We start from the raw sequence: 25,148 nt of genomic DNA on the forward strand, positions 1-25,148 counted from the left end.
AAAAAATCTGTGTAACTTGCTGGCTATTATTTTATAGTATCTATACATTTTTACATCGATAGTGTATAATATTACCAAAACATTAATTAGGGAGAATTGCTATATGACTAAAAAAATATGGTTCATTATTAGCCTATCTTTTTTATTGGTTGGTATGCTCCTACTCCATGTGTTTTTCTTTAAAACCGATTCGGTTTTACACAAAATGAATATCAGTAATGCAAAGGTCGACCGAATCGAAATGCAGCATGGTGGAACGGGACAAAAAGTTACACTCACAAATTCAAAGGACATACAAGAAATTTGTGATACACTCAATTTGATTACATGCAAACGTAAACTGGGATTTGGTAAAGATGGGTTTTGGATGAAAATTGCAATGTACCAAGGTGACAAGCAAATCGCCCATTGTACATTGAGTTCTGGCAATTATGGATTCATCAATAACAAGAGGGTTACAATTGTAAAGCAAATACCAGATTTCAAGTTGATTAACCAATATTTCAAGTAAACTTTAGCCCACGCTTTTGCGTGGGCTGGTTTTATTCATCCATACACTCAATTATGTGATTCATATAAGCTTCTTCACTTAACAATTCTGTTGGCTCTTGTCTATTTAACACATGGCGAAACCGATCATAATAATATTTATCCGGATATTTATGTCTTAAATAACGAATAAACAACCAATATACAAATAACAATGCAGCTGAAGCAATCGTAATAATCCATCCCATAACAGCTCCAGGTGTATGGTAGTCAAATCGAATATCAGTATTCCCTTTTGGTACTGCAACTGCCATAAATCCTGCATTTGCTTTGACTATTTCTACTTGCTTTCCGTTTACAAAAGCTTTCCATCCTTCATCATAAGGTACGCTGAAAAATACTAACTCTTTATTCTTAGTGTTAATCTTTGCGGAAAAGCCTTTGTTATCACGTTGAAATAAATAAGCCGCAGTAGCTGCTCGCTCTTTACATGCTGCGTAATAATCATCATCGGTAAGCGTATCTGTATAACAATATCGATCCTCTAGCATTGGCATATAATCTTTGTATTTTTGATAGTCTTTATCTTCTAAGAGTAATCCTTTTAGCATTAAACGATCTTTCATATCGCCTGAATAAGAATCAAGCTGATGCTTATTGATAAAATAATCATAAGTAAATCCCATTGGAATAAAATACTCATTTTTGAAAATTTGATATCCGTTTTGCTTATCAAACGGCGTAAATCCGATTAGCTCTGTTTTTTCACCTTTTGACAGCTTTTGAAAGCTATATTTTACACTCATAAGTCCTCGAATTCCAATTGCTTGCGGCTTTGGACGTGAACCTACACCACGCTCTTGACCGATTGTTTGATAATAATCAATAACGGATGGTGGGACAATAGAATGAAATGCGTTGATTGTAGGTATGTTCATATGCATACCCAAGTTATCCAATTCATCATAAGTATCAATTCTGAAAAAGCTGTCATCTGCTAAATTTACATTCTCTCGCCCGTCTATTGCTTGCTCTTTTACAACGGAATACCCCTCACCTGCAAGCTTTCCTAAGAAAATCATAAAAGATGCAGTTAATATCGTTATTACCATAAAACTCGATACTGCAACTCGAAAGAAATGCTTGTATTTCGTCGTTAATAGATACAATATACCTACAATCATCAATCCAATTACAGCAATAGCCACATAACCCCAAAAGCGTTCGGGATATTTAGGAAGTTGGAAGAATACCAGCTTATCATCAACCTTTTTCGGTAAAATTCCAATCAGCGAAATAGAACCGACTATAATAGAAGTAGCGATAATTCCCGATTTCATGTGTTCCATATGTTTTTCAAACGCAATGCAAGTAACCATAGCCATTATCAATAGCGGCATATAGAACCATCTTGCATAGTAGTTATAATTCATTCCTGAAAAAAGCTGGTTAAGCATTGGAATAAAACAAATAATATAGCTTGCAATTAGCAAAGTCTTTGCCCAATGTTTCTTATTCCCTTTAAAGAAGGCAATAACGCCCGTCATAGATACCATTGGCAAGAACATGGAAACTGATGACCATTTTGCATTGGAATCAGGGAAAAAGTTTGGTCTTGCCGGAATATCCGGTGGGAAGAAAAAGCTTGAGAAAATTAGTCCATATCGTTGCGTATTATTGTAAAATAGTAAATCAAAGCCATTAAGCATATCACCTGTTCTTGGATTACCCATAATAGCAAGAACAGATGGCAGTAATAAAAATGCAGATAACAGCAAACCGAGAACTGCTTCCAACGCAATGATAAAATAGTGTCTTAGCTTTGGTTTAAAGTCTTTACTGGTACATCGTATAAAGAAATATAAAATAACAAAGAACACTTGACCAAAGAAAAAATAATAGTTGGTAAATGCACACAAAGCAACGGCTAGCGCAAAGCCACCACGCTGATTATTTACCACCAGTTCTTCTAATGCAATCAGTAATAACGGGAATACAAGTACCGCTTCATGGAAATGGTTGAAGAAAATATTATAGATATTAAATCCACTAAACGCATAAAGCAAACCACCTAGCATTGCCATTTTTTCTGTTGAAGTAAAACGCTTAATAAAAGCAAATCCCGTAACAGAAATCAGCCCAAACTTCAGCATATAAAGTGGTGCCATTAAATATGGTACAGCCTCACTTGGAAACGGAAGCGTTAGCCAAAAAAAAGGACTTCCTAATAAGTAAAAAGAATAAGAACCAATGAAGTTTACGCCTAAATCTGTATTCCAATTCCAAAGCATATTTCCTTCACGAACTGCATCGTGTGCTAATCGGTAAAATGGAATTTGTTGAACATCATAATCGCCATAGTATAAAAAAAGCCCCTTATCGAAAACTAAAAAAGGTAAAAATATAAAAAAAGCAGTTAAAACACCAATGAAAAACACACTGAAATAACTATTCTTACAGGCAAATTTTTTAAGCAATGATGTATTCATTCCTATCCCCCTAAACGAATCATTAGTTGTTCATATTATACCAAAACAGGAATCAATAAGCAACGATTTTTTGTATATGATGTAAATTTAAAACAACAATATTGATTAAAAACCTATCATTTCTTTCACATTCTTTGTACTATTCGTTCATGATTTAAACTAGACGGAATGCAAAAACTGTGGTACACTAAAGAGATAAAGTGAATATATAAAATTGAAATAAAAAAGACAATAAAGGAGTAACTACTATGAGCTACGCATTTGCAGACCGTATGTCGGGATTAAAAGCCTCTGCAATCAGAGAAATATTAAAATTCACAGCCGATCCTAGTGTTATCTCTTTTGCTGCTGGAAATCCTGCACCGGAAGCTTTTCCAACCGAAGCGATTGAGAAAATCACCGATAAAATTTTAAAAGAAAACCCTATTGCAGCACTACAATATAGTGTTTCTGAGGGCTATACTCCATTACGCAATAAAGTAAAAGAAGATTTAAAAAAACGTCACAATATTGGTCGTGACACTGATGAGCTTGTTATTACTTCCGGTGCACAGCAGGCGATTGAGCTTTCTTGTAAAGTACTATGTAATCCGGGTGACACTATCATTTGTGAAAATCCAAGCTTTATTGGAAGCTTAAACTCATTCCGTTCTTATGATGTTCATCTAGTAGGTGTTGAAGTGGAATCAGATGGTATTTCTATTACAGGTCTTGAAGCTGCATTACAAGAAAATCCGAATACAAAATTAGTTTATCTCATTCCAAACTTTCAAAACCCAACAGGCATTACAATGACATTAGAAAAGCGCAAGGCTTGTTATGAGCTTTGTAAAAAATACGGCGTTATGATCATTGAAGATAACCCATATGGCGAACTGCGTTTTAGTGGCATTGACATTCCAACCATCAAATCATTTGATGAAGATGGAATTGTAATTTATGCAGGAAGCTTTTCAAAAGTACTATCACCGGGACTTAGAGTAGGCTATGTTTGTGCGCCAAGCGAAATTATTCAAAAAATCGTTGTTTGCAAACAAGTAAGTGATGTGCATACTAATATTTTAGCGCAAATGATTTGCTACAACTTTATGGAACAATGCGACTTTGAAGAGCACTTAAAAGGCTTGAAAACGATATATCGTAATAAATGCAATTTGATGCTGGATTGCTTACAGCAAAATATCAATCCCAAAATTACATTTACCAAACCAGAAGGCGGGCTATTCATTTGGTGCACACTACCTGAAGGTGTCAACATGACAGACTTCTGTAAACGTGCTGTTTTAAATAAAGTTGCTGTTGTTCCCGGAAATGCTTTTTTGCCGGATGAAGCAGAAAAAACGCAATCTTTCCGTTTGAATTTCTCTACTCCAACTGATGAACAAATTATCAAAGGTATTGAAATCTTAGGCGAATTGACTCATGATATAATCTAATAGGAGTTCAGTTTGAATCAATTCAAACTTGCAAATTTTCACTTTGCAGTCAAACCACGACTGCAACTCTAAACCGAAAACGGTTTAGAACCGTAAAAATTTTGAGAAAGGAAATTGATTCATCAAAGGATGAATCAATTCGGTAATAAATATGTCTGAAGTACAAGAAAAAAAGAAAATTATTTTTAGTGGAATTCAACCAACAGGTGTTCCAACGCTAGGCAATTATATTGGTGCAATTAAAAACTGGAAAGCACTTCAAGATGAATATAACTGCACTTATTGCGTTGTAGATATGCACGCAATTACAGTACGTCAAGATCCTCAAGCATTGAGAAAGCAAACATTAAATATGCTAGCTTTAATTTTAGCTTGCGGAATTGATCCTGAAAAAAGCATTACCTTTATTCAAAGCCATGTAAAGGCTCATGCTGAATTAAGCTGGGTTTTATCTTGTTGCACACAATTTGGTGAGCTATCTCGTATGACTCAATTTAAAGATAAGAGCGCAAAAAATGCCGATAATATCAACGCCGGATTATTCACATATCCTGTTTTAATGGCTGCTGATATCTTATTATATCAAACCGATTTAGTGCCTGTTGGTGTTGACCAAAAACAACATTTAGAGCTTGCTCGTGATATTGCAACTCGTTTTAATGGCGTTTATGGTAATACCTTTAAAGTTCCAGACGGATATATTCCAAAACTGGGTGCTAAAGTTATGTCATTAGCTGATCCAACCAAGAAAATGTCCAAATCAGATGATAATACAAACGGATATATTTCTATTTTAGATACTCCTGAAACCATTGTTAAGAAATTTAAACGAGCAGTGACCGATAGTGATATGGAAATTCGCTATTCGGACGGAAAAGATGGTATTAACAATTTAATGTCAATCTATTCTGTTATGACAGGTGCAGATTACGATGCAATTCAACGTGAATTTGATGGCAAAGGTTATGGCTACTTTAAAGAGCAAGTAGGTCAATCAGTTGCAGAACATCTTCGCCCAATTCGTGAGGAATTTGACCGTATCAGTAACGATAAAGCTTACTTAGAGCAAATTTACAAGCAAGGTGCTGAAAAGGCAAGCCATTTTGCAAACCGTACCTTACAAAAGGTTTACAAAAAAGTAGGATTTGTTGCTTTATAATAAAGAGATAAATAATAATTAACTATAATAGGGATTTTGAGCAGGCTAGGAATAGCCTGCTCATTTTATAAAAAGAAAACGATGCGGCATGAAAACCACAACCTACGTTATATATTGTAGGGAACGCATTGTATGCGTTCCGAGACAGAATGAGGACATCCTATAATTTTTTTGAAACCCAGCGCATAATTGGTGCGTTATATTATTGCTATTTCAAAATAATAATTTCATAAAATGTGACTAAGTCACCGATATTTTTTCTTTCTCATGATACACTAAAACCATAAGAATATTACAACAGTATTAATATAAAAGGATGGTCTTAATTATGAGTAAAATACTAATTGTTGGCGGTGTTGCCGGTGGTGCATCGGCTGCAGCTAGACTTCGTAGATTAGACGAAACAGCACAAATTATTATGTTTGAACGTGGCGAATATATTTCCTTTGCCAATTGCGGATTGCCATATTACATTGGCGGGGATATTACCGATAAATCAACTTTGACTTTGCAAACCCCACAAAGCTTCCATGCAAGATTCAACGTAGATGTTCGCAATTTTAGTGAAGTCGTTGAAATTGACCGCAAAGATAAAAAAGTACGCGTGAAAAATACAAAAACAGGCGACACCTATATCGAAAGCTATGATAAATTAATTCTATCCCCAGGTGCAGAGCCTGTAAAGCCGAATATAGAAGGCATTGCTAATGACAAAATATTCACACTTCGCAATATTCCGGATACCTATCGTATTAAAGATTACATTACGCAAAATAAACCAAAATCAGCGATTGTTGTCGGTGGTGGATATATTGGTATCGAGATGGCAGAAAACCTACATCAAGCTGGATTAGAAGTCACAATTGTTGAGTTTGCTGACCATGTTATTGCTCCGCTTGACTATGATATGGCTTGCGATGTGCATAACCATATTCGCCAAAAAGGTGTCAACCTTATTTTAAACGACGGTGTAAAAGCAATTGCAAATGGTAGTACTGGCTTAAAAGTAACTCTTGGTAATGGAGAGTTATTTGCTGATATGGTTATCCTAGCTGTTGGCGTTCGTCCTGAAAGCAAGCTTGCAAAAGATGCGGGACTTTCCGTAAATGAACGTGGCGGAGTAGTTGTAGATGAATTTATGAGAACTTCTGACGAAGACATTTATGCTGTTGGTGACGCTGTTGAAATAACCGACTTCGTAACCAACCAAAAAGGATACATTCCTTTAGCAGGACCTGCAAACAAGCAAGGCAGAATTGCAGCTGATAATATTTGCGGAATAGAAAGCACTTACCAAGGAACACAAGGAACAGGTATCTTGAAATGCTTTGACTTAACCGTTGCAACTACAGGTATTACCGAAAAACGTGCAAAAGAATTAGCTATTCCTTATGAAAAGTCATTTACTTATTCGGCTTCTCATGCTTCTTATTATCCTGGCGCTGTAAATATGTCTGTAAAACTGCTATTTAATAAAGAGAATGGTAAAATCCTTGGTGCACAAATTGTAGGCTATGATGGCGTTGACAAGCGTTTAGATGTTATTTCTACTGCGATGCGTGCAAATATGACAGTATATGATTTAACCAAACTTGAACTTTCTTACGCTCCCCCATTCTCTTCTGCAAAAGATCCTGTAAATATGGCGGGATTTGTAGCCGAGAATATCCTAACTGAAAAAGTAAAATTAGTTCATTGGCATGAAGTAAACGAGTTACCAAAAGACGGTAACGTAACGCTTCTTGATGTTCGTACTGCTATGGAATATGAAAATGGTCATATTGATGGATTTATCAATATTGCATTAGATGGATTACGCAATCATATATCTGAGCTTGATCAATCAAAACCAGTCTATGTAACTTGTCAGGTAGGATTGAGAGGATATGTCGCTTGCAGAATTCTTACTCAAAACGGATTTGATTGCTTCAATCTTTCCGGTGGTTATCGTTTATACAGCAGTATTTATAGCAAGACTGTTCCCGTAATCAACAATGTTAAACTAAACAGTGAGACTATGGTTCCTACTTCTGTAAAAACAGTTGAAGTGAATGCGTGTGGTTTACAGTGTCCTGGTCCAATTATGAAGTTATCTGAAGCTGTAAAGAATGCGGAAGATGGAGATGTAATTGAAATTAAAACGACTGACCCTGCGTTCGCTGCTGATGTGGAAGCATGGTGTCGAAGAACAGGTAACACATTTGGTGGAATGAATGCAGAAAAAGGAATTTCAAAAGCTGTTATCAAAAAAGGTGGCGCTGCTGCTTGCTTAAACCATAATGTTGCAAATAATAAAAACATCATCGTATTTTCAGGCGACTTAGATAAAGCAATTGCGTCTTTCATTATTGCGAATGCTTCTGCTGCAATGGGAAGAAAAGTATCCATGTTCTTTACTTTTTGGGGCTTAAATATTTTAAGAAAACCTGAAAAGGTAAAGGTTCAAAAAGATTTCATGAGCAAAATGTTTGGTGCTATGATGCCAAGAGGCTCTAAAAAGCTATCTCTATCTCAAATGAATATGGGTGGTATGGGTGCAAAAATGATTCGAAATGTTATGAAAAACAAAAACGTTGATGATTTAGAAAGCTTAATCAAAGCATCTATGGAAAATGGCGTTGAATTAGTTGCTTGCACTATGAGTATGGATGTAATGGGCATCAAGATGGAAGAACTTATTGATGGCGTAAAACCAGGTGGTGCTGCAGCAATGCTTGCAAATGCAGAAGAATCTGATATGTCATTATTTATTTCATAATAAGCGAAACAATAATAAAAATCCGCTGAATATCAGCGGATTTTTATTAACATCGTGGTGCAAACCCATATAATTTACCATTATAGTAATCTATATATACAACTATTGGGTTTAAACCGTCATTCGTGGTATGGTAGGTTATTTGCCAAACTTTTTTTCCTTGAATATCTGTCCATTTGGTGTTGTCTGAAACAACTGTGTATTCAGAACCTTTAGGAATTTCCACTTTTTTAATATAAGGATGGTTATGATCTTTGATTTCAGCCTTTGCCATGTTTTCAATAGCTGTTTGCGCTATGTGTTTTGCTTTTAATTGCGTTGTGGGTAAACAAATTACAGCAACCATAACGACACAAAAGAATGATAATAAAGCTAGTGGTAGTATATTCTTTTTCATGTTTGTAACCTCCATTCATAACTTCATTATACATCAATTGTATCATATGTAAAGCAGTTACTTGGAAAATAAAGGACAATTTTCAGTTATTTACGGTGAACAAGCTTATCCATAAAAATTAAAATAGCTACTCAGAATTGAGCAGCTATTTTGTGTTCGTTATTTATTAGAAGAGCTTGTTGTGTTAGTTGAGCTTGTTTCGCTTGAAGAAGTTGCTGTTTGATTTGGTTTCGTATTTTTTACGCCTTCTTTACGAATGGTTATTTCGACACGTCTGTTTTTAGCTCGTCCGGCTTCGGTATTGTTTTCAGCAATCGGTTTGAAATGTGAATATCCCTCAATGGACAACTTGCTTTCAGGCAACCCGTTATCTTTTAGGAAGTTTAAAACGGTTACTGCACGATTCGTTGAAAGTGCCCATGCAAATGCGCTACTCTTATTGCCTTCGTTATAAAAGTCAGCAGTATGGCCGCTAATTGTGATATGATCTATTTTTTCATAAACCTTATTGAGTGATTTATCAATCGTTTCAAGAATTGGTTTGCTGTCAGGCAGCATTGTTGGACTATCCGGTATAAATAAAATGGTATCTTTTAATGTTATTTTTAGCTCAGACTCAGAGCGAACAATTCCAATTTTTGAATCTAATTGATTAGCTTGAATATATGTGTTAATTTCTTGGTATATTTCGTCAAGTGCATTTGGTGGAGTAACAGCTACTGCGGTATTGTTGTTACTGTTACTATTGTTTGAATTCTTATTTTCACTAGATGTAGTCTGTTCTTTGCTGCTTGAATTTGCATTTTTAATAGCATTACTTATGTCTTGTGGATTTGGAAGCTCTCCACTAGCAGTTTCATTGGAACCTGTTGCATGAAAGGTCAAGCTTAGATATTTAGATAATTCTTTAAATTTATCTAAGTCAACCGAACTCATTGTATACATAATAATAAATAGGGCAAGCAACAGCGTAATTAAGTCCGAATATGTCAACAGCCAACGTTCACCATTTGCGTGTCCTTCTTCTTCTTGCCTACGTTTTTTTTTCATTTATTTCCCCTCAAGTCTAATTATCAATACCTTCTCTATACTTCTTGTCTCCACCAGGAAAGGCTTGATAATATAGGGATAGTTTATTTTCAATATTTCTTGCAGCTTCGCCTTTGGCAATCATACAAATACCATCAGTAATCATTTCTTTTTGAATTGTTTGACGTTTTAAATCTGATTTCAATTTTGTTGCGATTGGTAGGAAAATGATATTGGCAATACCAACACCATATAAGGTAGCAACGAATGCTGTTGCAATAGATGCAGCAAGCGATTTAGCATCGCTCATATCGGCTAATACGGTAACCAATCCCATAACTGTACCTAATACACCCATTGTAGGAGCGTATCCGGCAGCACTTTCAAAAACGGCAATTTCTAATTGCTTTTTTAATGTGAAGGCATTAATATCCGATTCTAAAACATATTGTATTTCTTCTTCGGTTCTACCCTCTAATATTAAGATTAGGCCTTCTTTGAAAAATAAGTATTCTTCTTCGCTGTAGTCAGGCTTTTTTAGCTCTTCTTCTATTGATAGTATACCGCTTTTTCTACAAGTCTCAGAAATTTCAAGCATTTTTTCAATTACGGCATTGGGATCACCTTTTGATTTTTTAGAAAAGGTATATACTAATGCTTTCATAGCTTTAACGATATCGTTCATTGGATATGAAGCGAGTGTTGCGCCAATAGTACCACCGATAACAATAATAGCAGGGCTAATTAAAAGTAATGAGGTTACAGCACCGCCCTCTATCATAAATCCACCAACGATTGCTGCAAATCCAATCAGGATGCCAATTAAAAGTGTTAAGTCCATAAAATCTGTCCCCTAAATCAAAATAGTTTACCTATTTCTTATATATTTACTTATTTAAAATCAGAATCAGTTTAACATTATGAGAATATAATGTCAATTGTTTTTACTATATAAGTTATATATTATAATTATATATAAAAATGTATTATAATATCTATTTATATTGAAAGTAAGATTAACATATGCTCACCATAAAATACCTGTTAATAAATATCACATATGTTTTACTCGATCACGTTCTTCCGCACGTTTACCATCGTTAAAACGGTCAAGCGTTCCTACTAAGTAGCCCGTTACTCTGCGAATACGTTCAAATGGAATCGGTTTTAACGTATAAGTAAGATTTACGAATTCGCCATCCAGTTCAATATTCAGTGTTTCAATGTCTTCATTCGGATTGTTTAGTTTTACATATTCAATATAAGCGTTTACTTCGTTTTGTTCTAATGTACCACCAATAATGTTGATTGTTTGTGTCATATAAATTACTCCTTAAAATATACTGTTTTAGTATATTTATACCACATATTGCGTATAAAGTCAAGCTGAAGCACAACATATTGTTATAAAAATTATGAGCAATAAATATAAAATTTTTGGTTAATATTTGTTAAAATCCATACACTATATTGACAAACAGTTATATGTACTGTAATATCAAGGTATAATCAATAAAAAGTCCAGCTAAGAATTGTCAAGGGGGGAAATTAAGAAAATAAAAAATTGAAAAAATAAAAAAGGGTATAGGGAATAGACCTTTTGAAAACAAAAAGTCTATTTGTGAGGTTAATTAATGGAGCTATGCTGCAAGAGAAGTACTATTTAAAAAATTAAGTTTATGTTGCTGCGGTGTGATAATTGAAAATTCTTTTTCATCACGAAGAACAGCAAATATGATATTACACACCTTATGCATAACAGCACCGAGGGCAACCATTTTAGGCTTTGATTGACACTTTGATAGGTAGTAATCTCTTAAAACTGGATTGTTGGCATCGCCTTTGCGAGTAAGTCCAATACTAACAAGAGCAATCGTATGAATAGCTCGTCTAGCGATACGCGAACCCCGTTTAGACATTTTAACATCTGTACCTATAAATTTACCTGATTGCTTTACAGCAGGATCAAGACCAAAATACGCAAAAAGTTGCTTAGGTGACTTGAAAACTGAGAAGTCCCCAATCTCGCACATTACAGTAACAGCAGAAAGAAATCCAGATCCTTTAATTGATTCAAGCAGATGAATTTGTTTAACAAATGTTTCATCGGAATGATTATCAACAAGTTTGTACATTAAATTAAGAACTGATTCAATTTCTTCATTGTACTTTCTAATGAAAGATATGTACAACTTAATCAGAGTAAAATTACTTGGAACAGCATAACCAAAAGCTGTGGCGGATTTAGCAGCCTCAATGATTCTTTTGTATTTATCCTCGGCATATGCTACGCCGAACCTCGCAGTAGTCATAATTAGTTTAATAACAGAACTCTTTCTTGCAGAGAGAAAAGCCTGTGGTGAAGTGTATTTTTCTAATAAAACAAGGGAAGTTTCGACTGTGAGCTTTGAAAAGATACTGATATATTGAGGAAAAGATACTCTTAGTTCACCTTGTAGCTTATTAACATAAGCGGAACGACAATCCACAAGATTATAGTACTCTCTGGTTAGGTTACGTAAATCAAGAACTAAATTTGATGGAATAACAGAAGTTTTCAAATCAGGCTTTAAAGCAACTAAAGCTAATTTTTTAGAATCAAATTTATCATTATGTACTTTACGAATGTTGATATTCGTGCTAGACTTTGTGATGATAGGATTAATGACGGATACATCAAATCCCTTGTCACGAAGATAGCAGAAGAGTGGGTAATGGTAAATACCCGTGGATTCTAGAAAGATTCGAGCTTTCAAAGAATTCAGCTCTTCTGCTTCTTTAATTGTCAGAATTGCTTTATCCAAAGAATTAAGGTTCGAGTGGGTAATTTTAAAGGGTTTCCCCCAAAAGGTTTGGTTTGGTAGTGCGATTGACATAAAGCTAAAATCAGCACCAACATCAATACCAACAGAGATAAATAAATTATTTGACATAATTGATGAGTCCTTTCCGATAGGCATCCATTCCAAAACAATGAATACACATCCTAGCATGTGATACAGGTATAGCCGCTTGACGGCTCCCAACCAGCCAAATCATAAATCTTCATTGAATGGATTAATTGACTTAATTGTAGGTATGGGTCGGTAAAAACCAACTTCCCAGGGAGATGTGCATTTTTTATCCTATCCACGAAATTATACTTTACAATCAGTCTGGTGTCTATCAAGAAACATCAAGCGTGTCTACAATCTGCATAGCTAAAACAGCTATGACATTATTATACTAGGAGATGTTACTATGAACAAATGTCAGGATTCTAAATTTTTTGTATGTAAGCACTGTGGAAATTTGATAGGTACAATCCATAGTTCCGGTGTTCCTATTATCTGTTGTGGAGAGGAAATGGAGCAATTGAATGCGAATGTAACCGATGCTGCTGTTGAAAAACATATTCCTGTTGTTTCTATAGAAAACAATATAGTGAACGTTAAAATCGGTGAAATAGAGCATCCCATGAGTAAGGAACATCATATTGAATGGGTATATGTTGAAATTCAAAATGGTGGACAACGGAAATGTTTAGCCATTGAAACAAAGCCGGAATTAAGTTTTGCAATAACGGATGATGATAAAGTAGTTGGTGTTTATGCATATTGTAATTTGCATGGACTATGGAAAAAAGAAATGTAAGCTAATAGAACAGGACTACAGTCCTGTTCTATTAGCTTACAGATATATTGCAAGTAGGAGGCGTTGTCTTGGGTAACAATATAATACCATATATAAAAAGAAAAAGAAGTATAATTATTGCAATAGTAGTATATGTTATTACTTGCAGTTTCTTATTAGTGGTCAAAAACAATATTTATGGAAAAGCAATTGATATACGGCTATTATATATTATACTGCTTCCTATTTTAGGGATTGTATCTCTATTTATGATTAGCGATGTCGAAGAAAAGCCACAGCATAAAAGTAAATGGAGAAGTGTTCTAGATATTGTTGATAATATCATCTACATATGCTTGATTTTCTTATTGGGATATTATCTTTATAAAGATAGATACAACTTATCAACATACATAGTTTTAGTAGCTTCCATCGAATGTGTTGTTTTTTTATTGTGTTTCAAGAATCCAAAAGAAAAAGATAGTATTAAAAATCTTTTATCAAGATTGTTTTCACTTGTATATCTAGGAATATGTGTGACAACAATTTTATTTTGTATGATTGTTAATCCGTCCACCTTAAACCAGGCAAAACAGATGATTACAAAAAAGGGCTATGAAAGTCCTACATATATAACCAATGTTGAGAATGTGAATGAATTATCTATACTCGTTAATCGTTACAATCAATTGCAAACTAAAAACGAAGATAAACTTGGCTATTATTTTTTTCAAGTGAAAAAAGAACAAAAAAGTTATATGGTGTTTGTGGGTGTAGTGAATAAGAAAATTGTTTGCGAAGAACCAGGCGAATATGATAGAATATCCCTTGACATCATAAAAAATATCTAAATTAAATTTATAATATGTACAAAACGGATTGTATCATGCAAATAGCAAGGTGCAATCCGTTTCACGTTTTATTGATTTGATAGTGCTCTTGATTTAATAATATATGTTTGGAACGCTTGCTTTTTCAACGCAACAAAAGCCAAAAGTAAAATCAGAAGTAAAGATATTCCGCTTACTACTAAAGGATGAAATCCGGAATTCATCATAAACTTTGTTACATCATCTTTTTGAGGTGGTTGTGCAAAGAAACTAATAATCGGAATGAATACCCAAGGAAAAACGGAACCCATTATCATAATTAAAGATAGAAAATGAGTCGAGTGATAATAGATATTATTTATTTTGTTATTGTAAAATAAGACAAAAATAAAACAAATGAGATAAGGAAATAGCATTCCAAAGCAATTCATCAATGGAAGAGTGATATTATTATAATTAGTATTGTGCATTGAGATATGTGCATTTATCCCTAACGTAATATTGTCAATCGTTCCACCGGTTAGCATGCCAATAATACCATGTCCTATTTCATGTAAAAAGGTATATACAAGTAAAAAAAGAATAGCTGAAAACATCATGATACAAATAAATTGCAATTGTTTTTTCACAATAGGTGTCATATAGAGTTCTCCTGTCAATCTGAAATGTCGTTTGTTTTTTATTTATGATACTTACCATTGGAGTTAATTTGAAAACCACGGTAAACTTGTTCTAATAACATAATCCGAGCCAACTGGTGAGGAAATGTCATTTTTGACATAGAAAGCTTGAAGTCTGCTTTTTGCTTTACTTCATTACTCAAGCCAAAAGAGCCCCCAATAACAAAGCTGATTTCACTCGTTCCATTAAGCGAAACTTCATTCATTTTAGTGGCTAAATCTTCAGAAGATAATATCTTTCCCTCAATGCACATTGGCACAATGTATCCTTTTAATTTAGAAAGAATGGCTTGTGATTCAATCTCCATCCCTTTTTGAATCTGCGCATCGCTTGGATCGTTCGGAAGCTTACTTTCGTTTAATTCAATGATGTTTAGCTTGCAAAAAGCACCCAATCTTTTTTGGTATTCTGCTTGTGCATCACGCAAATAGGACTCCTTTAGTTTTCCAATACATATGATATTGATTGTAAGCATTAATTCATTCCTTTGCTAAACTTCAAAAATGTCGCCATTACACTTTACGGCAGCAACTGATAACTGAAAATCTTTGTTTACTTGAGCACCAATGGATTGTAATTCGTTGATTGCAGTATCATATGCTAAATGTGGGCGATTATTGTTCTCACTTAAGTGACCTAACAAAAATTTACTTGTGCCGTCTTGAAGAAGGCTAACAAGTGTTTTACTGCAATTTTCATTTGATAAATGCCCATCATTACCTGAAATACGATTCTTTAAAAAATACGGATAATCTCCGTTATGTAACATATCTTCATCATAATTGGATTCTAATAAGATAAAGTCACTGGCTTTGAGGTTTACATAAATCTCATCGGTCATATGTCCAAGGTCAGTACATACACATATTTTTTTGCCTTGATTTGTTTCAATACGATAACCGAGAGAATGAGCTGCATCATGAGGCGTTTGAAACGCAGCAATTTCAATATCATCAATACAAACGCTTCGTTTGTTAATTTCGTTTAAGTCGGCTGTACCATTCACTGCATTTTTATAAACCAATTGCTCTAAAGTACCTCTAGATGCATAGATTGGTACATTGATTTTCTTTAAAACAGTGGTGAGCCCTTTGATATGATCTGTATGTTCATGTGTGATAAAAATCGCTTTCACACTGCTGAGTGCAATGGATTGTATCTCTAAAAAACGAGTAAAATCACGAATGCCAATACCCACATCAACTAAAACGCCACTATTTTTGTTTCCTATGTAAGTACAATTTCCTTTGGAAGAACTACATAGTGAATATACATATGACAAATGGTTCAGCCCTTCCTTTTATCTTTTTTCATAATAAAAGGGAACACTGAGGTGTCCCCATATGACGCTCTAATTTATAAAACTTGTTCTAATACACTATCGGGAGTAACAATCTTTTTTATATCAGCACCTAGGCGTCTTAATTTTAAAACAATATCTTCATAGCCACGTTCAATGTGATAAATATCTTCTATTACAGTTTCGCCTTCTGCTGCAAGTGCAGCAATTACAAGAGCCGCTCCGGCACGCAAATCGGTAGCTTTAACAGGAGCAGAAGTAAATTTCTTAATACCTTCAATAATTGCCACTCTTCCGTCAACTGAAATATCTGCGCCAAGGCGCCTTAACTCATCCACATATTTGAATCGATTATCCCATATACCCTCTGTAACAATACTTGTACCTTCGCAAAGGCAAAGCAATACGCTGATTTGCGGCTGCATATCAGTAGGAAAACCCGGATGTGGCATTGTTTTTATATTTGCCTTTAGTAAAGGGCGATTACCGATTACTCGAATACTGTCATCATATTCAATTACAGTAACGCCGATTTTTTCAAGTTTAGAAGTAATTGATTCTAAGTGCTTTGGAATAATATTTTTAATTAATACGTCTCCTTGAGAAGCCGCAGCAGCCACCATATAAGTTCCTGCTTCGATTTGATCAGGAATAATAGAATAGCTGGTTCCATGGAGCGTTTTTACGCCTCGAATTTTAATAACATCGGTACCTGCGCCCATAATGTCAGCACCCATAGAGTTTAAGAAGTTTGCAAGATCCACAATATGAGGTTCTTTTGCTGCATTTTCGATTATAGTTTGACCATTCGCTAATACACTAGCCAGCATTGCGTTAATCGTACCACCAACAGTTACAACATCAAAATAGAGATGTGTTCCATTTAGTTCTTTTGCTTTTAATTGAATCATACCAAATTGTAAATCGCATTCAGCTCCAAGCGCTTTAAAGCATTTAATGTGTTGATCAATTGGTCGAACGCCAAAATCACATCCACCAGGGAGCGCAACTTTTGATTCACGGAAACGGCCAAGAAGTGCGCCTAAAAAATAGCTAGACGCACGCATTTGCCTTGCTTTCTCATAAGGTACTTCCGGCAAGGTAATGTGTGTAGTATCAATTTCAAGGGTGTTTTTGTTGATAACTCGAATATCAGCACCCATTTCACTTAAGATTTTTATTATAACAGAAACATCACTGATGTTTGGAATATTTTCAATAATACAAGGGCCATTTGCTAAGATGGTTGCAGGAAGTATCGCAACGGCTGCATTTTTTGCACCACTGATGACAACTTCACCACGTAGCTTTACCCCGCCATTTATAACATATTTTTCCACATTTTTCTCTCCTTTATGTGTATACGATTAGTATACCACATAATTTCTAAAAATCAAAGTTTTTTTTAGCTGAAACAAAAAGTATATCATTTTTTTTGCAAATTATTCATTGTGCAAAGTATATAAATAACATATCATAAATTTGTTACTTATTCTAATGTTTATCATTTAAAAAATATAGACTTTCGCATGCGTTTATACTATGATAATGATACTTGTATGTTAAAAATAAAATGATACAATAAAGTAAATTGAAAAGAGAAAGAGAGTAAGGATATGAGTACAAAAAATAAGGATTATACAAGCTATGTCAACACAAATATAGGAACATATGGACATTTATTATCAGCTTGTTCTCCTGCTGTTCAATCACCACACGGCGCAGTGCAAATTGCCCCAATTTTTGCTCCGGGTGTAGTCGATTATTATACATCTGATAAAATTTATGGTTTTAAAGCTGGAAGTGCTATTGTTATGCCAACCAATCAATCTACCAGTATGGACTTTTATGAAAATGCAAGTGGTTTTGACCATGATTTAGAGCAAGCAAAACCTCATTATTATCAAGTATGGTTAGAAGATAGTGACATCACATCCTCTCATACTGCATATAAGAATTACGGTGCATTTGAGTTCCATTTTTCTGATTCTACAAATGCGTTTGTGATGCTCTATGTAAAAAGCGGAACAGAATATAAAATAAACGGCAATTCTATTTATGTCAAAGGAATTGGTCTTCAAGCAACTTGCTACACTCGTTTTGATTTTGAAGCAATTGAATCTATAGAACAAACAGATACGCAAACCCCGCAAAGCTATAACCCTAAAATATTGGATAATACATTGACTTTTAAAATAAAACTAAATACTGAAAAAGCAACTGTATTTTTTGCTTCTTCTATGATTAGCTTTGACAAATGCGATGAGACTTATACAAAATCTGTAAGCACTAAAACTTTTTCAGACATCCAAAATACTTGTAAAAACGAATGGAATCAATTGTTTTCAAAGATAGATGTAACAGGCATTGATGAAAGCAATAAAACAGTGTTCTACACTAGTTTTTATCGCAGCATGGCACGTATGCATAACTATAGTGAGAACGGAGAATATCTTGGTTATGATAAGCTCGTTCATCAAGATAACGGTAATGAATTTTATTGTGATGATGGCATTTGGGATACTTATCGCTGTGCACATCCATTGCAACTTCTTGTTGAGCCAAAAGTGCATCAAGATATCGTAGTATCTTATTTAAGAATGTATGAGCAGAGCGGATGGCTGCCTAGATTCCCATATATGAATGGAAATATTCCTTGTATGTTAGGGCATCATACTGTTTCGCTTCTTGCAGATTCTTTGGCAAAAGGAATTGAATTTGATGTAGAGTTAGCTTATGAAGCTGCATATAAAAATGCAACGAAACGCACGATGCTTCCTTGGAAAGATGGCGAAGCAGACGAATTAACAAAATGTTATTATGAAAAAGGATTTTTCCCAGGACTTGATGAAAATGAACAAGAAACCTTTAAGGGTGTACATGAATTCGAAAATCGTCAAGCAGTTGCCGTTACTTTGGAGCATGCTTATGATGATTGGTGTTTGGCTCAAATTGCAAATCATCTTGGTAAAACGGAAGATACAGAATATTTCTTAAAACGTTCTAAAAATTACTTAAATGTTTTTAATAAAGAAACAGGCTTTGTTCATCCTAAAATGGAAAACGGAGAATTCACTAAAGAATACAATCCAAAACTATGCGGCGGGCAAGGTGGTAGAAAGTATTTTGCAGAAAACAATGCATACATCTACAACTTTAACGTTCAGCATGATATTAACGGAATGGTTGAAATGTATGGTGGTAAAGATAAGTTTATTAAAAAGCTGGATAATTTATTTATTGAGCAATATGAAGTACCAAAATACTATTTCTTAAAACAATTTCCTGATGCTACGGGTTTAATCGGACAATATTGTCATGGTAACGAACCAAGCTTTCATATTCCGTATTTATATAATTATGTTGGTCAAGCATATAAAACACAAAAGAAAATCCATGATATCGTTAAATTATGGTATACCGATCATCCATTAGGCGTTTGCGGGGATGAAGATGGTGGAGCAATGTGTTCTTGGTTTGTATTCTCTGCTATGGGATTCTATCCGGTTTGCCCTGGAAGTAATGAATACGCTATTGGTAGCCCAATTTTTGATACTATTACAATCAATCTCGATAACGGAAAAACATTCACCGTAAAAGCAGATGGTGCATCCCAAAAATGCAAGTACATTCAAGCGGCAACCTTAAACGGAAAATCACTTGAAAAGCCGTTTTTAATGCACGAAGACATTGTAAATGGTGGAGAACTTGTATTAACTATGGGTGAAAAGCCAAACAAAGAGCTTTGGGCATAATTCATATTGCTTTCATCTTATATCCAGCGATTTTAATATATAATTTTTATCGGCTTTTTAACTCTTGATATGAAGTAGTGAACATGAGTATTATAAATCAAAATATTCCCGACAAAATTGTCGGGAATATTTTGATTTATATCGAATAAATATGTGGAAGTATCTTTAATAACAACATAATAAACGCTGCGGTTATGACTATGAATATGAACGAAAACAAAAATGCAATTCGAATTACTTTGTTTTCTTCTCCTAACTTATCGATAGATGCCGCAGCATTTTGCAGTTTTGCAGGAGAAATAACACTTGCTAAGCCACCGCCGAAGGCTAAGCCTGCTGCAACAATAATAAGCTCAACTTTATTCATATTAAGCGTTTGAGCTGTACTCATTGCATATTTCGCAAACATTGCTACTGTCGACGCCTCGCTACCCGTAATAAATCCACCGAACATTCCTATAAATGCAGCAACTGCACCATATATGTTTTGGAAAGCAGATGCAGAGTATTCTGCCAAAACTTTAATCATGCTATCCACTTGAAAAGACATTGTTGCTATATCAAATCCAGACATATTCATTACTTCACCGATTGCAAAGAAAATTGCAGCTGAATATACCGGTTTAGGTGCACGCTTGATCCATGTTTGAAACGTATCTTTGAGCTGCTCTTTTTTCGGACGAAGTATAAAAATAGAAATGATTGTACTCACCAATATCCAAGTATATGCGTTCCATAAAAATCGTGTATAAATTGGTGAACCATCTGCCGTTAATCCTTTAATTGGAAATAATAGCTTTCGATATAATAAATCAAAAACAGGTTGAGGAATATTGAGTATTAAGATAATCCCAATTAACAAAAGCCAAGGTGCTAACGCCTTTATCAATGGATATTCTTTTTCATATGCCAATTCTTCTTCTGTTAAAATACTTTTATCAATAATTTTCTTTCCGGTTACCTTTAAATAAATCAGCATTGCAAGAATAACTCCGATTCCACATAGAACACCCGTCAACACAACAAGATTATCAAATTTACTCGTAAAGAATGATATTACACCAATCACAGCACCTGTTACCAAACACGGAAGAATACCTTTTTTTACTCCTTCCGCTTTTCCGGTTATCCATAGCATTGCTATACCAATCATGATTGAAGTAAGCGGTAAGAAATAAGCAAATACATGACCAACTTGGGATAGTGTTATTTCTGCACCGGCAGTTAATAATCCTGAAGTTTTCAAAAAGTTATTAACCATATCTACAAAAACAACAATCGGAGCACCTAACAATGCATAAGTACATAAAGAATCATATCCTATTGAGGGTAAAGCAATGGCAACGTATGTAGTATAACCCATTGCCAGTAAAATTGGTGGCAAAATAGATACCGGAGTTGCTCCCACTGCTACCATTAAAGTTCCAAATCCAATATTTATCATCATAATCTGAACAGCTTTATTTTCGCTTGCTATTGTCTTAATAAATATGATAACTCTTTTTAATGCCCCACTCTTTTCCATCAAAGCCATTTGTAATAATGATGTTGCAACAATCAGCGAAACCGAAAATGATTTAATCAATCCTGCAACTGTAGAGCGAAACACAACTTCTATTGAAGTGTTAAAAAAGAAAATTGCAACCAATGCAACTAATAATAGTCCTATTGTTCCTGTAATATCCGCTGGCTTTTTCCAAACAACCAATAATAAAACAATGACCACAATAGGCACTAATGTCATAATAAGTGAAATAATCTGTCCCATAGCATTCCTGCTTTCCTTTTTGTATTAAAATTACTGTAATTCGATTTTAACATACTTTAGCGATTTTATCCATTAAATCGCTAAAGAACATTTGTTAACTTTTGTAGCGATTTCGTTAACATAAAATCAATAGTGCGTTCATAATTGAACGCACTATTAGAATTTACAGCTTTATTATAGGAAAACAAATATCAAATATAGCACCTTTTTCACCGTTATAAGCTTTTATTGTTCCTCCCATAAAAGTAACGGCAGCATCTGCAATTGCAAGGCCAAGCCCGAAATTACCTCCTTTTCCTTTATAAAATCGCTCAAATATATGTGGTAAAACGTCTTTGTCTATTCCCTCTCCATCATCCGAAATTCGTATCATTGCTTTTCCTTCATTTTGAATTACCAAAATTGATACTGAATTTGCTGCATAACGAATACAATTCGATGCTACATTCACTACTATTTTGTAAAACAAGTTTTCATCAACAACGCAATATAATTCTTCATTTAGAATTGTTAATGTAATTTCTTTTCCGTTTTTCAACGCAAATCCATTCAACATCGGATAACATTCTTTTACAAAATGAATAATATTTTGAGACTCAAGTTGATTTTCATATAAGTTATTATCAATCTTTGATAACGTTAATAATTCTTCAACCAATTTATTTAATCTTGTGGATTCCACTCCAATAATATGCGCGGCTTCTTTTGAATCGGTAAGAATTCCCGATTCTATTCCTTCCGCATAGCCTCCGATTGACATTAACGGTGTACGTAATTCATGAGAAGCATTCTGCCAAAAATTCTTTTGCGCTTTATCGTATTCCCACAGCTTTACAGACATTCTCATCATACTGTTTTGTAATTGAGATAATTCTGAAATTGATATTTTCTTACTACTTGATACCACTTGCCCCTCACCAATTACCTTTGTTATATCAATAAGCTCTGTTACGGATCTTGAAATCTTATTGGAAACTCGATTCGCAATTAAAACTCCAATCAGTATACCCAATATCAAAACAAAAAATAAAATGGAGTTAATCGTTTTAATTGGTTGATTTAAGCTATCTAGTGAGGAAACAATAACAAAATGTATTGGCCTCTTATCATTACGTTTTCTTATTTCGTCTTTTAATATCAGATATCCATTCCCATTGGATTTTATATGCTCAATCGCAGTTGTATTTTTATCTTCTATATAGTTTTGTATTTGAATTTCAAGTTCTTGTGTTAAAAATGTATTTTGCTTATCCTTGGGATAAGTAAGCACCCCCATTTGATTATATAAATACACTTCTGTGTTCAGCATCATATTGGATGCTTTTAATGCATAGTTAATCGGCAAAAAAGCTTTTTCAGTACTTTGATCATTATTTAAATTTTCTTCAATTTTATATTCTTTTTTTATCATTGTGTTTATAGATTCCATTGTATTTGTAATTTCTTTTTTTGCATTATCAAAAATGTATAATCGTATGATAATGTTGAATAAAATAAGCACCAAACAAGGAATTGCAATTAATAAAAGAAGAAACGGCTGTAACATACTTTGTTTAAGCGTTTTCATTTTTTCGCTCCTCTAACTTAAATCCATATCCCCAAACAGATTCAATTGCTATGTTGGCTTGTTGTAAGCTTAATTTTTTCCTTAGCCTTTTTATTACATCATCAGTGGCACGTGTATCAATCATATATTCTAACTTCCAGACATTTTCTAAAAGTTCCTCTCGAGAAACCGCTTTCTCTTTATTTTCAAACAAATATACCATAAGTGCAAACTCTGTTGGGGTTAGCTCTATTTCCTTATCTTCTACTGTTACGGTTCTAGTTAAACGATTAATTGAAACATTGCCCACTACAAGTTTTTCATCCTTTGTTGATTTTCGTTCAAAATCCAATCGTCGAAACATTGCTTTCACTCTTGCAACTAACTCCATCGGAGAAAACGGCTTTGTTAAATAATCATCTGATCCAAGGGTTATTCCTGTTATGCGGTCTATTTCGCTATCTCTTGCAGAAACAATAATAATAGGTACATTGCTTACTTGTCTTAACTTGGTACAAAGCGATAGTCCATCCGTTCCGGGCATCATAATATCCAATACAATCATATCCGCATGAGTATCTAAAAACGCAGAATACAACTTATCTCCGTTCTCAAATGTTTTCACTTGAAAGCCTTCGCTTTTTAAAAAAGTTGCTATTAGCTCTCTAATATTTTTTTCATCATCTGCAACATAGATTAACCGTTCCATAAAACACCTCATCATCTTTAACCATTTAAAATGTTATTTTCAGTATAGCTAATTTAAAATTGAAATGAAAGATTCGCCACAATTTTGCCACAGTTTTTTGGATGTATTTCCATAACTTTTTGATTAAAATAAAGATAGAAACAAAATATCATTTCAAAACTGGTATTTGTTTTGTAAACCAGTTACTTTTCATAAGGTAATAATCAAAATACGTTTTATAGGGGGTGAATACTTGAAAAAAGCAATAGCGTCTATATCGATTATGCTTGTTTTAGCATTTACCGGATGTAGTAATTCTGCATTGAAGGAATCTGGTAACAACAATTTGTCAAGTAACTCTAAGCAACAAATTCAAAACGATTCTTCAATCAATTCTACTCAAGGTCAAAAGCAAGCCGATAATACCTCTTCAACCAGTTCCACTGAAAATAAAAAGCAAGCCGATAATACCTCTTCAACCAATACTACTCAAAATCAAAAACAAGCTTCGTCCGAAATAGACGAATTGCAAAAGTCATTAGATGAATTGAATACTATACTAAATTCACTTGATGACATAACTGAAGATGAGCTTATCATACCAAATTAACAGCTAACCCAATATGATTAAAAAGGGGATATTTATTTATGAAAAAAATAGTATCTAGAACTGCTATCACATTCATCGTTGCTCTTATGATTACCTGTTCAATACCCTTTTCGGCGTATGCGGAAAATAATCAAGGAAAGAACAAAGAAACTAACTCTCAAAGAGTGCAACAAAATATAGAAAAGCGCCAAACGCCAAACGAAGTAAAAGCATTATTACAAGAGAAAAAAGATGCAATGATAGCCAATAAGCAAAAACTTGCTTCTTTAAGAGAGCAAAACAAAACACTTCATAACTCTATTAACCAATCGTTAAAAAAAGCAAAAGCAAACAATGGAAGCGTTGACCAAGCAACACTTGATGCAATCGACAATTATAAAAAGCAACTTATAGAGCTTAGAAATCAAGTATCTGCAACAAAAGATTCTATAAAAGCCATCATGACAAAAAACAAAGAATCCGTTCGAGCAAAAGATTATACCGGCATTCAAGCAGCATTTGATAAAATCTATAGTATTCAAAATCAAAGAATTGCTACACTAACCCAAATGAACGAAATTTTAAACAAAATGGCTTCTCTTTTCAATAAAGCTTAATAACG

Annotated in this window: 22 protein-coding genes; 9 read left to right on the top strand and 13 right to left on the bottom strand. The window is 34.1% G+C overall.

Annotation, left to right across the window (positions count from 1 at the left end; genetic code table 11):
- Positions 1-103: 103 nt before the first annotated feature.
- Complete coding sequence (locus RBG61_RS04850) at positions 104-511, top strand: hypothetical protein (RefSeq protein ID WP_307946267.1); 408 nt, start codon at positions 104-106, stop codon at positions 509-511.
- Positions 512-542: 31 nt separating this feature from the next.
- Here RBG61_RS04850 and RBG61_RS04855 read toward each other — a convergent pair whose 3' ends face one another.
- A complete protein-coding gene (locus RBG61_RS04855; RefSeq protein ID WP_307946268.1) occupies positions 543-2,978 on the bottom strand; it encodes a YfhO family protein in 2,436 nt (811 codons plus the stop codon).
- 248 nt (positions 2,979-3,226) lie between these two features.
- Between RBG61_RS04855 and RBG61_RS04860 the strand changes: the two genes are divergently transcribed.
- The 3 genes from RBG61_RS04860 to RBG61_RS04870 all read left to right on the top strand — a co-directional run bounded on the left by RBG61_RS04860 (position 3,227) and on the right by RBG61_RS04870 (position 8,331).
- The gene (locus tag RBG61_RS04860) at positions 3,227-4,414 is read left to right on the top strand and encodes a PLP-dependent aminotransferase family protein (protein WP_307946270.1); all 1,188 of its coding nucleotides are present in this window, start codon (positions 3,227-3,229) and stop codon (positions 4,412-4,414) included.
- A 151-nt stretch (positions 4,415-4,565) separates the two neighbouring features.
- Positions 4,566-5,573: a tryptophan--tRNA ligase gene (gene trpS, locus RBG61_RS04865; RefSeq protein ID WP_307946272.1), complete on the top strand. Its 1,008-nt coding sequence runs from the start codon at positions 4,566-4,568 to the stop codon at positions 5,571-5,573.
- A gap of 325 nt (positions 5,574-5,898) precedes the next feature.
- Complete coding sequence (locus RBG61_RS04870; RefSeq protein ID WP_307947202.1) at positions 5,899-8,331, top strand: FAD-dependent oxidoreductase; 2,433 nt, start codon at positions 5,899-5,901, stop codon at positions 8,329-8,331.
- 46 nt (positions 8,332-8,377) lie between these two features.
- On the opposite strand, the gene RBG61_RS04875 is transcribed toward RBG61_RS04870, so the two are convergent.
- The 5 genes from RBG61_RS04875 to RBG61_RS04895 form a co-directional block, all read right to left on the bottom strand.
- Positions 8,378-8,728 (bottom strand): hypothetical protein, encoded by a 351-nt coding sequence (locus RBG61_RS04875; RefSeq protein WP_307946273.1) that lies wholly within the window; start codon positions 8,726-8,728, stop codon positions 8,378-8,380.
- Between the two features lie 159 nt (positions 8,729-8,887).
- Positions 8,888-9,778, bottom strand: coding sequence for an OmpA/MotB family protein (locus RBG61_RS04880; RefSeq protein ID WP_307946275.1), 891 nt, complete (start codon positions 9,776-9,778; stop codon positions 8,888-8,890).
- A 16-nt stretch (positions 9,779-9,794) separates the two neighbouring features.
- A complete protein-coding gene (locus RBG61_RS04885) occupies positions 9,795-10,598 on the bottom strand; it encodes a motility protein A (protein WP_307946277.1) in 804 nt (267 codons plus the stop codon).
- A gap of 213 nt (positions 10,599-10,811) precedes the next feature.
- A complete protein-coding gene (gene nrdD / locus RBG61_RS04890) occupies positions 10,812-11,078 on the bottom strand; it encodes an anaerobic ribonucleoside-triphosphate reductase (RefSeq protein WP_307946279.1) in 267 nt (88 codons plus the stop codon).
- A gap of 319 nt (positions 11,079-11,397) precedes the next feature.
- The gene (locus RBG61_RS04895) at positions 11,398-12,690 is read right to left on the bottom strand and encodes an IS110 family transposase (RefSeq protein ID WP_307946281.1); all 1,293 of its coding nucleotides are present in this window, start codon (positions 12,688-12,690) and stop codon (positions 11,398-11,400) included.
- A gap of 307 nt (positions 12,691-12,997) precedes the next feature.
- Between RBG61_RS04895 and RBG61_RS04900 the strand changes: the two genes are divergently transcribed.
- Positions 12,998-13,390, top strand: coding sequence for a desulfoferrodoxin family protein (locus RBG61_RS04900; protein WP_307946282.1), 393 nt, complete (start codon positions 12,998-13,000; stop codon positions 13,388-13,390).
- Between the two features lie 68 nt (positions 13,391-13,458).
- Positions 13,459-14,220 carry a hypothetical protein gene (locus RBG61_RS04905; protein ID WP_307946283.1) on the top strand — a complete coding sequence of 254 codons (762 nt, stop codon included), beginning with the start codon at positions 13,459-13,461 and terminating at the stop codon, positions 14,218-14,220.
- A 68-nt stretch (positions 14,221-14,288) separates the two neighbouring features.
- Here RBG61_RS04905 and RBG61_RS04910 read toward each other — a convergent pair whose 3' ends face one another.
- The 4 genes from RBG61_RS04910 to RBG61_RS04925 form a co-directional block, all read right to left on the bottom strand.
- Positions 14,289-14,840: a hypothetical protein gene (locus tag RBG61_RS04910; protein ID WP_307946284.1), complete on the bottom strand. Its 552-nt coding sequence runs from the start codon at positions 14,838-14,840 to the stop codon at positions 14,289-14,291.
- Between the two features lie 38 nt (positions 14,841-14,878).
- Positions 14,879-15,355, bottom strand: coding sequence for a 23S rRNA (pseudouridine(1915)-N(3))-methyltransferase RlmH (rlmH, locus tag RBG61_RS04915; RefSeq protein ID WP_307946285.1), 477 nt, complete (start codon positions 15,353-15,355; stop codon positions 14,879-14,881).
- Positions 15,356-15,370: 15 nt separating this feature from the next.
- Positions 15,371-16,162: an MBL fold metallo-hydrolase gene (locus RBG61_RS04920; protein WP_307946287.1), complete on the bottom strand. Its 792-nt coding sequence runs from the start codon at positions 16,160-16,162 to the stop codon at positions 15,371-15,373.
- Positions 16,163-16,236: 74 nt separating this feature from the next.
- Positions 16,237-17,520 carry a UDP-N-acetylglucosamine 1-carboxyvinyltransferase gene (locus RBG61_RS04925; protein WP_307946289.1) on the bottom strand — a complete coding sequence of 428 codons (1,284 nt, stop codon included), beginning with the start codon at positions 17,518-17,520 and terminating at the stop codon, positions 16,237-16,239.
- Positions 17,521-17,796: 276 nt separating this feature from the next.
- On the opposite strand from RBG61_RS04925, the gene RBG61_RS04930 reads away from it, so the two are divergent.
- The gene (locus tag RBG61_RS04930) at positions 17,797-19,935 is read left to right on the top strand and encodes a GH92 family glycosyl hydrolase (protein WP_307946291.1); all 2,139 of its coding nucleotides are present in this window, start codon (positions 17,797-17,799) and stop codon (positions 19,933-19,935) included.
- Positions 19,936-20,071: 136 nt separating this feature from the next.
- Here the strand turns inward: RBG61_RS04930 and RBG61_RS04935 are convergent, their stop codons facing one another.
- The 3 genes from RBG61_RS04935 to RBG61_RS04945 all read right to left on the bottom strand — a co-directional run bounded on the left by RBG61_RS04935 (position 20,072) and on the right by RBG61_RS04945 (position 23,958).
- Entirely contained in the window at positions 20,072-21,703 is a 1,632-nt protein-coding gene (locus tag RBG61_RS04935; protein ID WP_307946293.1) for an L-lactate permease, read from the bottom strand.
- Positions 21,704-21,866: 163 nt separating this feature from the next.
- On the bottom strand, positions 21,867-23,270 hold the full coding sequence (locus tag RBG61_RS04940; protein ID WP_307946294.1) for a sensor histidine kinase: 1,404 nt from the start codon (positions 23,268-23,270) through the stop codon (positions 21,867-21,869).
- On the bottom strand, positions 23,257-23,958 hold the full coding sequence (locus tag RBG61_RS04945; protein ID WP_307946296.1) for a response regulator transcription factor: 702 nt from the start codon (positions 23,956-23,958) through the stop codon (positions 23,257-23,259). Before RBG61_RS04945 ends, RBG61_RS04940 begins: the two co-directional genes overlap by 14 nt.
- A 232-nt stretch (positions 23,959-24,190) precedes the next feature.
- On the opposite strand from RBG61_RS04945, the gene RBG61_RS04950 reads away from it, so the two are divergent.
- The gene (locus tag RBG61_RS04950; RefSeq protein WP_307946297.1) at positions 24,191-24,547 is read left to right on the top strand and encodes a hypothetical protein; all 357 of its coding nucleotides are present in this window, start codon (positions 24,191-24,193) and stop codon (positions 24,545-24,547) included.
- A 38-nt stretch (positions 24,548-24,585) separates the two neighbouring features.
- Positions 24,586-25,143: a hypothetical protein gene (locus tag RBG61_RS04955; RefSeq protein WP_307946299.1), complete on the top strand. Its 558-nt coding sequence runs from the start codon at positions 24,586-24,588 to the stop codon at positions 25,141-25,143.
- The last annotated feature ends 5 nt before the right edge of the window (positions 25,144-25,148 follow it).

Origin of the sequence: Paludicola sp. MB14-C6 (genome assembly GCF_030908625.1) — a bacterium.
In the GTDB taxonomy this organism is placed as follows: domain Bacteria; phylum Bacillota; class Clostridia; order Oscillospirales; family Ruminococcaceae; genus Paludihabitans.